Raw genomic sequence first — 12,181 nt, 5'->3', positions numbered from 1 at the left:
ACAATTCCAATCTTAATCAATAAATAATGAGAATATACTTTTCTATTTGTAGACATCTAGGTTTATGGTCAGTCGCCCATTCGAGTTTCTATATCTTGATACAGATGACGATGTTGACCGCTTTCTAATTGTATTATTTAAAACCAATGAGTATTTTATGGAGTGATAAATTTGGACATAGAACAACATAGCGCCTTATTTCAAAATTATGCGAAATTCCCCATCACTTTAGTGAAAGGAGAGGGAAGCAGATTATGGGATAATGAAGGGAATGAATATTTAGACTTTATGTCTGGATTGGCTGTATGCAACTTGGGGCATGTACCCAATAAGGTAAAGCAACGTGTTCAGGAACAACTAGAGCGTTTATTGCATGTTTCTAATCTGTTTCATACTTCTAATCAAGGAAGAATTGGCACGTTTGCTTGTTGATCATAGCTTTGCTGATCTCGTTTTCTTTTGTAATAGTGGGGCCGAAGCAAATGAAGCGGCTATTAAATGCGTAAGACGTCATCATCAAAAGATTTTGAAAAATGGAAAATACGAAATCATCACATTCGAAAAATCATTTCATGGCCGTACATTGGCGACATTAACAGCGACATTAACAGCAACAGGTCAAGATAAAGTTAAGGATGGTTTTTTTCCATTACCAGAGGGCTTTTTATATGCTAATTATAATGACATTACGTCAGTAGAAGAAAAAATGACGGATCGAACAGCCGCCGTCATGCTGGAACTTGTACAAGGTGAAGGTGGGGGTTATCCAGCCGATCCTAAATTTGTTACTCAACTTGCTGATTTATGCAAAAAAAGAGGAATACTCTTAATTGTTGACGAGGTACAAACAGGAATGGGTCGAACCGGAAAATTATTTGCATACGAACATTACGGTATTGAACCTGATATCGTAACGCTAGCTAAAGGATTGGCTAGTGGCTTTCCTATTGGAGCAATGATTGGGAAAAGTTCACTCGGTAATGCTTTCTCTGCCGGAAGCCCTGCTTCGACATTTGGAGGATCACCATTAGCCACTTCGGCTGGCATTGCTACTTTAGAAGTATTAATGGAAGAAAGACTCTTTGAGCATGCCGAGAAGATGGGGAAATATCTCATAATTAAGCTGTCTGCTTTGCTTGAAAACGATCATAGGGTAAAGGCTATTCGTGGTATGGGATTGTTAATTGGTATTGAATTTAACGAATCAGTTTCAGAGATTATAGAGCAATTGCATCAGTACGGATTGCTTGTAGTGCCAGGTGGACTCAACGTTATTCGTATCATGCCAAATTTGTATGTGACCCAGGAAGAAATAGACCGGGCTTGTCATATCATCTCTTCAGTTCTTTTCGCAAGTATGTAACCATCAAGAGTGATGAATAAGGCTTTGGAAAAGGGGTGCTTAGGCATCCCTTCTGTATATGTAAGGATATTAATTGAATAGAGGGATGAAATGGAACGCAATGTGCTGAATTTTAACGCTGGTCCAGCTGCCTTGCCTAGCGATGTAATGTCTCAACTTCAAACCGAGTTACTAGATTTGCAAGGCAGCGGCCTATCCATTCTGGAAATTTCACATCGAAGTAAGCTATATGAAGATATAAATGAAGAATCCATGCAGTTGTTAAGAGATCTTTTAAATATCCCCTCCGAATATGAAGTATTGTTTTTGCAGGGAGGGGCAAGTACTCAATTTGCTATGGTACCGATAAACTTTCTTATCAAAGGTAGTGTGAGCAATTACATTTATAGTGGCACCTGGTCAGGAAAAGCCATTTCAGAAGCTCGTAAAGTAGGCAAAGTGGTTATAGCGGGAAGTTCGGAATCATGTAATTTCACTAAGATGCCTGATTTGGATAATGTACATTTATCTCCTAATTCTGCTTATATTCACTTGACTTCAAATGAGACTGTAGCTGGCACGCAATATAGTGGATTCCCTGACACGGGGCAAGTTCCACTAATTGCGGATATGTCTAGTGATATTCTTTCTCGGAAAATTGATATTTCTAAATTCTCTCTTATATATGCAGGAGCTCAGAAAAATATAGGTCCCTCTGGAGTTACGGTTGTTATTGTAAAGCGTGATATGCTCTCGCAAATCCCTGAACAAATACCGGATATTATGAATTATCGAGTACATGCAAACAGTGTATCTCTTTATCACACACCTCCCGTATTTGCTGTTTATATCGTAAGGCTTGTTCTTAAATGGATTAAGGATAACGGGGGTGTCGTCTCTATAGAAGAGCAGAATCGCATGAAGGCCGCACTTCTTTATGACACTATAGACCAGAGTGATGGATTTTATAATGGACTGGCCGATATTTATAGCAGATCCATGATGAATGTTACATTCGGAATAGGGAATAAGCAACTGGAAGGGCTATTCCTTGATGAGGCAAATAATAATGGATTTGTTGGCCTTAAAGGACACCGGGATGCCGGACATATGAGAGCATCGATCTACAACGCAGTATCCTATAAGCAATGTGAACACCTGGTGGAGTTCATGCGTTATTTCCAAGGACGATTTGGTTAGAACTTTAATTTAGAAAGGAACATATATTTTCATGAATCAGCATCAAACACCTTTGTTTACCGCACTGATTGAACATGCTCAACAAAATCCTATTCCTTTTCATATACCAGGTCATAAGGCAGGAGAAGGGATGGAACCCGAATTCAGAAATTTTCTGGGAGCAAACGTATTGTCCATTGACCTTATTAATATTGCTCCTTTGGATGATTTACATCAACCTACTGGTGTTATTGATAAGGCACAACGTCTCGCGGCCCAAGCATTTGGTGGGGACTATACCATGTTCTCCGTTCAAGGCACCAGTTGTGCGATTATGACCATGATTATGTCGGTTTGTGGACCAGGCGATAAAATCATTGTTCCTCGCAACCTACACAAGTCCATATTGTCGGCGATTATTTTTTCAGGTGCGAAACCTGTTTTTGTTGTTCCTGAAAGAGATATTAAATTGGGAATTGATCATGGTGTCTCCGTTGGTTCGGTCAGGAAAGCTTTAGAAAAACACAGGGATGCTAAAGCTGTACTTATAATCAATCCAACGTATTTTGGAGTCTGTACTGATTTGAGATCAATTGTAAATCTTGCCCACCAGCATAACATTCCAGTACTTGTAGATGAGGCACATGGAGCATTGTTGAATTTCCATGACAAACTTCCATTATCTGCTATGCAAGCGGGGGCCGATATGGCTGCTACCAGTATGCATAAGCTTGGCGGTTCCCTAACGCAAAGTTCACTTCTTCATATCAGAGAGGGACTTGTTGATCCCAAAAAAGTACAGGCCATGTTCAGTATGTTGACCACAACATCGACATCATATATATTACTTGCTTCATTGGATATTGCCCGAAAGTATGTTGCCACAAATGGCCACGAAATAGTGGGAAAAACAATACAGCTAGCAGACTATGCTAGGGAGCGTATTAATAAATTACAAGGCCTTTCTTCATTTGGAAGAGAGATCGTTGGAACAGATGCTCTTTTCGATTTTGATCCTACAAAATTGAGTATTCATGTAGTCGAACTTGGAATGACCGGTTATGCTGTGGAAAATTGGCTGCGTGATCATTACAAAATAGAGGTTGAACTAAGTGATATGTATAATATTTTGTGTCTGATAACCGTTGGTGATTCATTTGAAACGGTTGATTCTCTGATAGAAGCATTGGAAGAGCTTGCCTCAATTCGAAGTAGTGGCTCTCATATTCCGAATTAAATGTAGATATTCCTGATGTACCATTGCTTTCATTAAGCCCACGTGAAGCTTTCTATAGTGATACCGAACTTGTGCCATTCAGTGAATCTTGTGGACGAATTATTGCAGAATCGATTTATGTGTATCCCCCTGGAATTCCGATCTTATTACCGGGAGAAGTCATTGCAGAAAAGCATATTCATTATATCTTAGGTCATTTGGTAGTAGGTCTACCAGTTAAAGGGCCGACGGATTTATCTCTTTCTTATGTCAAAGTTGTTGATGAAGTTAAAGCTATTTCCTGAGACCATTCGAGCTTATCATGGAGTAGGTCCAGTTATTCAAGTTCATTAGAAGAGAGGTTGAATAAGTATGATATCGATGCAAGGCAGAAATGACCAGAAGTCAAAACAAATATATGAAGAGGCACTTACTCATATTCCAGGTGGAGTTAATAGCCCTGTACGAGCGTTCTCAAATGTTGGACTAACACCTGTCGTGCTGGAAAAAGGATATGGATCTCGTGTAATGGATCTCGATGGGAATGAGTTTATCGATTATATTGGATCGTGGGGGCCGTTGATTTTGGGCCATGCTCACACTACTGTCCTTGAAGCGATACACAGCGCAGCATTGCAAGGAACAAGTTTTGGTTTAACAACAGAGATTGAAGTTAAAATGGCCAAGATCATATGTGAGAATATCCCATCTATCGAAATGGTTCGTATGGTGAATTCAGGTACAGAAGCTACGATGAGTGCTTTACGACTAGCCAAAGGGTTTACCAAAAGAAATTTAATTGTAAAATTCGACGGAGGATATCATGGACATGCAGACGAATTGCTAGTTAATTCTGGTTCAGGCGTCCTTACGTTAGGAATACAGAATAATTCAAAAATTACTCAAAATGCAGAAAATCATACATTTTCTTTGTCATACAATAATTTAGATGATGTTTTTCGCATATTTGAAGAACATGGAGATGACATTGCGGCAATTATTGTCGAGCCCGTTGCAGGAAATATGGGAGTTGTCCCCTCTAGACCGGAATTCTTAAAAGGACTGCGTGAGGTAACACATAAATTTGGAAGCTTGCTTATTTTTGATGAGGTAATGACTGGCTTCCGGGTAGGATTACAGGGAGCTCAAGGTTTGTATGGAATAACACCGGATATTACCTGTCTAGGCAAAGTTATTGGCGGTGGACTTCCGGTTGGCGCTTATGGTGGCAGACGTGAAATCATGGAATATGTTGCACCTGTTGGACCTGTATATCAAGCAGGAACACTTTCCGGAAATCCCCTTGCTATGGCAGCAGGTTATACTACTTTGAAACTTTTAACACAGCCAGGTGTATATGAAGATCTGGAAAGAAAAGCATCTATGCTGGAGCAAGGTTTTTTGCAAAATGCTGAGAAAACCGGGATGCCACTGAAAGTGAACCGAGTAGGATCTATGATGTGCCCATATTTTTCTGACTGTGAAGTGTTAGATTTTGAAACCGTTAATTCATCAAATATTAAATTATTCAAATCCTATTATGCAGTTTTGCTGAATCATGGAATTCTAGTAGCTCCTAGTCCATATGAAGCTCTTTTTATTTCTACTGCACATTCTGATATAGATATTGAATATACAATCAACAGTCATTATAAAGCATTGAAACAAATCTGCGAAGAGATGTGAGAAGGTACAAAATGAATCGTTAATTAAAGTAATACCAATATTTATTGTTTCTTGTGGACTGTTATTATGGACATAAAGAGGAATAGAGAAACCAATATGGGTAAGAAATTGGATCTGATATAACTATATTATCTAAATGTGAAGATCATATATTTGCAACGCAACAGGATAAATCCACAAGGTTACTTCATTTCATACCGAATTAACTAACGATATATCTCTACATTTGTAATTCATTAAGATGATTAAGCGCTCGAAAGTGGAAGGAACAAAGAAGTCATAAAAGCAACTCGTTTGTAGACCGAAAGGAGATAAGCAGGTTGGATATCACTTATAAAAATCATAAAGATGTGAGCGTTGAGGATGTGATTCGGGTATTCAGAACAAGTGGAATTGTTCGTCCGATTGATCAACCCGAAAGAATCCAGATGATGATAAGTAATGCAGATATTCTCCTCTCGGCATGGCATGGGAATAAGATGATCGGGATAGCTCGTGGATTAACAGATTGGAGTTTTTGCTGCTATCTGTCAGATTTAGCTGTTGATCAAACCTTTCAAAAATCTGGAGTGGGTCGAAATCTAGTTGCCAAGACTCAAGAAGAAATAGGAGAAAGTGTTGCTTTAATCTTATTAGCTGCACCGAGCGCAATGACATATTATCCTAAAATCGGCTTCGACCTAATTGATAATGGTTTTATGATCAAACGTAGGAAATAACAAATGCTGAATCGTTCTTATTACAATATTGATGATATAAATTGAGAGGAAGATGTTCATGAATAAGCTGGGTCGTCAAGATAAACTGGTAGCCGATGCTATCAATCAAGAGCTTTTTAGGCAGCAAAATAAAATAGAATTGATTGCTTCTGAAAATTTTGTTAGTCAAGCAGTTATGGAGGCGACGGGGACCGTCTTGACCAATAAGTACGCGGAAGGATACCCAGGGGCAAGATATTATGGTGGATGTGAATACGTCGATCTGGTTGAGAAACTTGCTATTCATCGCGCCAAGGAGCTTTTTGGTGCAGAGCATGTCAATGTGCAGCCTCATTCTGGTGCACAGGCAAATATGGCTGTCTATTTCGCTTCAGTGAAACCAGGTGACACAATTCTAGGCATGAATTTATCTCATGGTGGACATCTTACACATGGAAGTCCAGTAAATTTTTCTGGAGAAATCTATAATTTTGTTTCTTATGGTGTTGATCAAAAAACGGAACGTATCGACTTTGATCAAGTGCGAAAACTCGCACATAAGCATCGGCCACGTATGATTGTAGTAGGAGCAAGTGCCTATCCAAGAGTGATTGAATTTGAGATATTCGCTCAGATCGCCAATGAAGTTGGAGCTCTTGTTTTAGTAGATATGGCACATATCGCTGGAATTGTTGCAGCAGGCTTACATCCTAACCCAGTACCCAATGCCCACTTCGTAACAACAACTACGCACAAAACCTTGAGAGGACCAAGAGGGGGGATGATTATGTGTAGGGAACCTTGGGCTCAGGTGATTGATAAAGCCATATTTCCTGGAACACAAGGTGGTCCATTTATGCATGTCATTGCAGCAAAAGCAGTTGCACTGGGAGAAGCTATGCAGCAGGATTTTGTAACTTATATAGAAAAGGTTCTTGACAATGCCAAAGTATTGGCAGATTCGTTAATTAACGAGGGGTTATCTGTTGTTACAGGAGGAACGGATAATCATATTGTATTAGTTGATTTGCGTACTATTGGAATGACAGGGCAAGAAGCACAAACCATACTTGATAATTTAGGAATCACTGCGAATAAAAACTCCATTCCTTATGATACTGTCAGCCCGCTAGTAACGAGCGGCATTCGTTTTGGAACTCCTGCTATGACATCTAGGGGACTAGGACGTATAGAAATGAAAGAAATTGCGCGGCTTATTGGGCTTGCTTTAAAAAATCCCAAGGACTCAACGATTAAAGGACAAATTGTAGGGCAAATTCGAGAAATCACTTCTCAATTTCCTTTATACAGTGGCCTTTAAAGTGTTGAAGCTTTGAAGGAAAGAACTGCCGTATCTGTATCGGCAGTTCTTTTTCAATTTGAAATAAATATAAAAAATATGCAACGGTTATGTCGAATTTATGGATTGAGCAGATTATTAGTTTTTGGATGTTTCACTTCCACCCATTAATAGATATATTATAAACATAGCAAGTGATCAAATATCATGAGAAGTGAGGGCAGTATCTTTAAATATTTTTATTGATGGCGCCATAGCCAAGTGGTAAGGCTGAGCTCTGCAAAGGCTTGATCCCTAGTTCGAATCTGGGTGGCGCCTCCATCATAATTTCTAGTTCAAACAAAATAGTTCTTTAGCTATAACTAACAACCTTAAATATATAATGGTTTTATGATTTAGCGTAAAAACAAACGGCTATGTTGATACTTTGAGCCGTTTGTTTTTATTTTTATACAATATTTAAAATGAATTTTCGAACTAAAATCAAGTTGTATCCCTTTACAACTAAAATAAATTCGAGCAATCTTGGTGATTTTTTTGGTTATTTATGGAGTGCTTGAATATATCGATTTTGGATATATCTATACAAACCATACCTTGCTAAACTATCGTTATGTTTCTTAACAAGTGGTTTACAAACTACAAGACCGCATTTATATCTTGCAGTTTTCGGATAGAGAGGGAGGCGAAGGTCATGTTTAAAGTTCTTGTATCAGATCCAATAAGCGATTTTGGATTGCAGCAGTTGAAGCATGCTGAAGACGTGGAGGTCGTCGAAATAACGGGGATGAGCGAAAAGGAGCTCATTTCTATCATTCATTCCTATGATGCACTGCTCGTTCGTTCTCAAACAAAAGTGACCAAGCGCATTATAGAGGCAGGCGTTCGTTTGAAAGTCATAGGTAGAGCTGGAGTTGGGGTGGATAACATTGATCTGGATGCCGCGACAAACCAAGGTATTGTCGTAGTCAATGCACCTGACGGTAATACAATCACGACGTGCGAGCATACTTTTGCGATGATGATGTCACTCGCGCGGCATATTCCGCAAGCCTATACCAAAACCGTTGCTGGACAATGGGACCGCAAATCATTTCTTGGTGTTGAATTGCGAAATAAGACACTTGGCGTGCTTGGACTTGGGCGCATCGGGATTGAAGTAGCTAAACGCGCTGCGGCGTTTGGCATGACAGTTATCGGCTACGATCCCTTTTTAACGGATGAAAGGGCGAGTAAACTGGGGATCGAGCCGGCGACTGTAGACGCAATTATCCGTATTGCCGATTTTATTACTGTGCATACGCCAATAACAAAAGAGACGCATCATATGATTGCATGGACACAGTTCGAAGTCATGAAGCGGGGAGTGCGAATCATCAACTGCGCGCGCGGGGGAATTATTGACGAGGCGGCTCTTGTTAAAGCAATCGATGAAGGGATTGTGGCAGGCGCTGCTTTCGATGTATTTGAACATGAACCTCCGGCACCGGATCACCCATTCTTAAGGCATCCCAAAATCATCGTTACTCCGCACTTGGGTGCGTCTACTTTGGAAGCGCAAGAAAACGTAGCTGTTGATGTCTCTGAACAAGTAATTCATATCCTGCGACAGGAACCCTATAAAAATGCAGTTAATATACCGACCGTTTCATCCGACCTACTAAACCAATTACAGCCTTGGTTCAGATTGTGCGAACAACTGGGGAAATCGCTTGTTCAGATGACGGACGGAGCGATAAGAGAAGTCACGGTGGAATGTGCAGGCGAACTTGCGAATCTAGACACATCTCCGCTTATCCCTTATGTGCTCATGGGGATACTATCTCATCATCTCGGCGCGGAACAGGTCAATATCGTCAATGCTATTCATTTGGCGAAGCTTCGTGATATTCGCCTTACAGTAGGAAAATCGTTGTTCGTCCAGAACGCATCCTGTGAGATAACCATTCGACTTAAAACGACTATCGAGGAAAGATGGGTGACAGGAACATCACTGTCCGGTGTTGGGGAACGTCTTGTCCGAATTGGTCCGTATCCAGTTGAGCTTCTACCTGAAGGACATGTTTTATTGATTTCACAGCAAGATATGCCAGGAATCATTGGACAGGTGGGAACATTGCTTGGAGATAGCGGTATAAATATTGCCACAATGCAAGTGGGGAGAAATAAAGTTGGCGGTTCAGCAGTCATGATCTTAAAAAATCGATAAAAAAGCATCAAAGAACGTGATAGAGTCTTTACTCGCGATACGGGAAATCAAGCGCGTAAGAGAAATCTCCTTTGACGAGCGTGGCGAGGAAGAAGAGGAGCGTACTGGAGTTGATAGAACAACAGCCCCAGTTTGAAACATTAAACTTTAAATATAATTGATTTAATGATGATTGACAATCTGAATGCGGCTAATGAGGAGACCCGACACTGCCATAAAATACGCAGTTCTTTAAGGCATATATACAGGTGTGCTGAAGTTTGGTAATTTACTGCCCCTACATTATACGAAATGAGTTTCGTTTTGGCACTTCATTACGACGGGGATATCAAAAGGACGATCAGAGCTCATTATCTTGTATTAACCAAAACCAGCTATAAAGGATGATGATTTTGGATACTTCTAGCATAAGAAAACTTTTTCCTATATTGAGTCAAACAGTTAATGGTTATCCGCTTGTCTACCTGGATAGCGCAGCATCAGCACAAAAACCGACTGAGGTGATAGAAACCTTAAAACGCTATTATGAACAAGATAATGCGAATGTTCATCGTGGTGTTCATACGTTAGGATCACGTGCAACAGAAGCTTATGAAGGAGCGCGAGCTAAAATAGCCCATTTTATCCATTCAGAACGGGTTGAAGAAATTATTTTCACACGTGGGACAACTTCATCCATTAACCTCGTCGCCAGCAGCTACATACGAGCGATATGCAAAGAAGGTGATGAGATAGTTGTCTCTGCTATGGAGCATCATAGCAATCTCCTTGCACAAATAAAGAGAAAAACTATCCGCATGTGGTACGGACACTCTTTCAATGGGGATGTCTGGCGATTACAAAGTAGCTATTGAAAAAGGTGCTACGCTCGAGTAGGAACAAAGGTTCGGGACAAAGCTATTTATCAGATGGGTATTATTAGAAAGAAAACATGCATGGGAATGATTAAGAGAGAGGTAGGAGAACACAAATGAACGAGAAATCCCATTCACTTCGTGGCCGAGATTTCATATCGCCCACCATAGCCGCTTTAATTTCAGTTATTGTCAACTACGGGGGTACTTTTATTCTGGTATTCCAGGCAGCGAAAGTTGCCGGTTTAAGCCCCGAAATGACGGCGTCGTGGATTTGGTCCATTTCTATAGGCGTTGGTGTAACCGGGATTTGGCTGAGTTATCGGTATCGAGAGCCCATCATTACAGCTTGGTCGACACCAGGTGTTGCATTTCTTGTTTCGGCGTTGGCGGTCACACCTTATCCTGAGGCTATCGGTGCTTACATGATTTCTGCAGCAGGTTTTATTGTTTTAGGGCTCTCTGGTATGTTTGAACGTTTTGTCCGGATTATTCCTCCAGGTATCGCTTCAGGTTTATTGGCAGGCATTCTATTGCAGTTTGGCATTTCAGCCTTTGAAGGAGCAAAAATAGATCCTCTGCTTGTTGTTACATTGTTTGTCGCCTACATCTTGTTAAGGCGCTTTACGTCCCGGTATGCAATTGTAGGTATTTTGGTCATCGGACTCATTTATTTAGTTAGTTTGGGAAAAGTAGATTTCAGCTCCGTTAGCTTAGCAGTTGCATCACCTGTTTTTGTCTTTCCGGAGTTTTCGTTACATGCAGTATTGGGTGTAGCACTGCCTTTGTTTATTATTACCTTGACTGGGCAATATATGCCCGGCATGCTTGTCTTGCGAAATGACGGATTTAAAACGAGCGCAAATCCCATTTTGACAGTAACGGGATTGGGTTCTCTCATAACAGCACCATTTGGTTCACATGCTTTCAATGTAGCAGCCATTACAGCAGCAATTTGTACAGGGAAAGATGCACATGAGGATTCTTCAAAGCGTTATATTGCAGGCATTGCCTGTGGTGTTTTTTACATTATTGTTGGTATTTTCGGGGTGACATTGGCAGCTTTGTTTTTGATTCTTCCCGCTAGCTTTATTGCAACGCTAGCCGGCTTGGCTCTAATCGGAACAATTGGCGGTAGCCTTGCTAATGCGTTGACCGATCCCAAGGGTCGTGAGACTGCCTTGATTACTTTTTTGGCAACAGCAGCAAATGTAACTTTACTTGGTGTAGGCGGAGCATTTTGGGGACTTATTGCAGGCTTGGTAGCTCATCTACTGATACATGGTAAATTAAAAAAAGAAGTATCAACTGACTGAAGCGGAACAAGCTAAAATTGCGGAAGCTGCTGAGGCAACGGCTGGTATGGCGCTTAAACGCGCGTACTTTCTGATTTCGAGTCGCTGGTGGTGTAGCTCGAATGGCTGACCCAACAATTGTAGAAGAAGTGATGAGGGTATATCCATTCCGGTAATGGTCCAAATTTGTATCGGACATTACGTCGAGGCCAAAGTACTGGAATCATGGGGGGGGCGATTATATTGATGAAAGCGAAGTGTTAACCCCCGCAGATGAAGTTTATCATATCAGTATAGATGAGTTTACTGTGCCATTCGTTTGCGGTGCGAAAGACCTCGGCGTAGCTAACCTTAAAATAATAATTATACGGAAGGAACATAAATTATGGCAAGAGAATAGAC

5 protein-coding genes, 1 tRNA gene and 5 pseudogenes are annotated in these 12,181 nt (G+C 40.6%); all 11 read left to right on the top strand.

From position 1 onward, the window contains the following. Positions 1-171: 171 nt before the first annotated feature. Positions 172-1,363 (top strand): annotated as a pseudogene (locus WA407_RS09275) (acetylornithine transaminase). Positions 1,364-1,453: 90 nt separating this feature from the next. Further along, a complete protein-coding gene (gene serC / locus WA407_RS09270) occupies positions 1,454-2,542 on the top strand; it encodes a 3-phosphoserine/phosphohydroxythreonine transaminase (protein WP_254351524.1) in 1,089 nt (362 codons plus the stop codon). 31 nt (positions 2,543-2,573) lie between these two features. After that, a pseudogene (locus tag WA407_RS09265) lies at positions 2,574-4,042 on the top strand (aminotransferase class I/II-fold pyridoxal phosphate-dependent enzyme). Positions 4,043-4,109: 67 nt separating this feature from the next. Next, positions 4,110-5,423: a glutamate-1-semialdehyde 2,1-aminomutase gene (gene hemL, locus WA407_RS09260; RefSeq protein ID WP_254351523.1), complete on the top strand. Its 1,314-nt coding sequence runs from the start codon at positions 4,110-4,112 to the stop codon at positions 5,421-5,423. A gap of 320 nt (positions 5,424-5,743) precedes the next feature. Beyond that, positions 5,744-6,142: a GNAT family N-acetyltransferase gene (locus tag WA407_RS09255; protein ID WP_254351522.1), complete on the top strand. Its 399-nt coding sequence runs from the start codon at positions 5,744-5,746 to the stop codon at positions 6,140-6,142. A 58-nt stretch (positions 6,143-6,200) separates the two neighbouring features. Further along, complete coding sequence (glyA, locus tag WA407_RS09250; protein ID WP_336077195.1) at positions 6,201-7,442, top strand: serine hydroxymethyltransferase; 1,242 nt, start codon at positions 6,201-6,203, stop codon at positions 7,440-7,442. 226 nt (positions 7,443-7,668) lie between these two features. Continuing rightward, a tRNA-Cys gene (locus tag WA407_RS09245) sits at positions 7,669-7,742 on the top strand. Positions 7,743-8,115: 373 nt separating this feature from the next. Then, positions 8,116-9,706, top strand: a pseudogene (gene serA / locus WA407_RS09240) (phosphoglycerate dehydrogenase); the annotation flags it as partial. A gap of 310 nt (positions 9,707-10,016) precedes the next feature. Continuing rightward, a pseudogene (locus tag WA407_RS09235) lies at positions 10,017-10,400 on the top strand (aminotransferase class V-fold PLP-dependent enzyme); the annotation flags it as partial. Between the two features lie 200 nt (positions 10,401-10,600). After that, on the top strand, positions 10,601-11,800 hold the full coding sequence (locus WA407_RS09230) for a benzoate/H(+) symporter BenE family transporter (protein WP_336077194.1): 1,200 nt from the start codon (positions 10,601-10,603) through the stop codon (positions 11,798-11,800). Next, a pseudogene (locus tag WA407_RS09225) lies at positions 11,793-12,138 on the top strand (pyridoxal 5'-phosphate synthase lyase subunit PdxS); the annotation flags it as partial. The gene WA407_RS09230 and the pseudogene WA407_RS09225, both read left to right, overlap by 8 nt. Positions 12,139-12,181: the final 43 nt, after the last annotated feature.

The organism is Paenibacillus sp. 203, from assembly GCF_037027525.1.
In the GTDB taxonomy this organism is placed as follows: domain Bacteria; phylum Bacillota; class Bacilli; order Paenibacillales; family Paenibacillaceae; genus Paenibacillus; species Paenibacillus polymyxa_B.
This window is presented reverse-complemented; position numbering and strand designations above follow the sequence as displayed.

What these genes read in the sequence shown, in the direction of transcription:
- WA407_RS09230 (WP_336077194.1), top strand. Translation starts at nt 10,601, where the DNA reads ATGAACGAGAAATCCCATTCACTTCGTGGCCGAGATTTCATATCGCCC.
- serC (WP_254351524.1), top strand. Translation starts at nt 1,454, where the DNA reads ATGGAACGCAATGTGCTGAATTTTAACGCTGGTCCAGCTGCCTTGCCT.
- glyA (WP_336077195.1), top strand. Translation starts at nt 6,201, where the DNA reads ATGAATAAGCTGGGTCGTCAAGATAAACTGGTAGCCGATGCTATCAAT.
- hemL (WP_254351523.1), top strand. Translation starts at nt 4,110, where the DNA reads ATGATATCGATGCAAGGCAGAAATGACCAGAAGTCAAAACAAATATAT.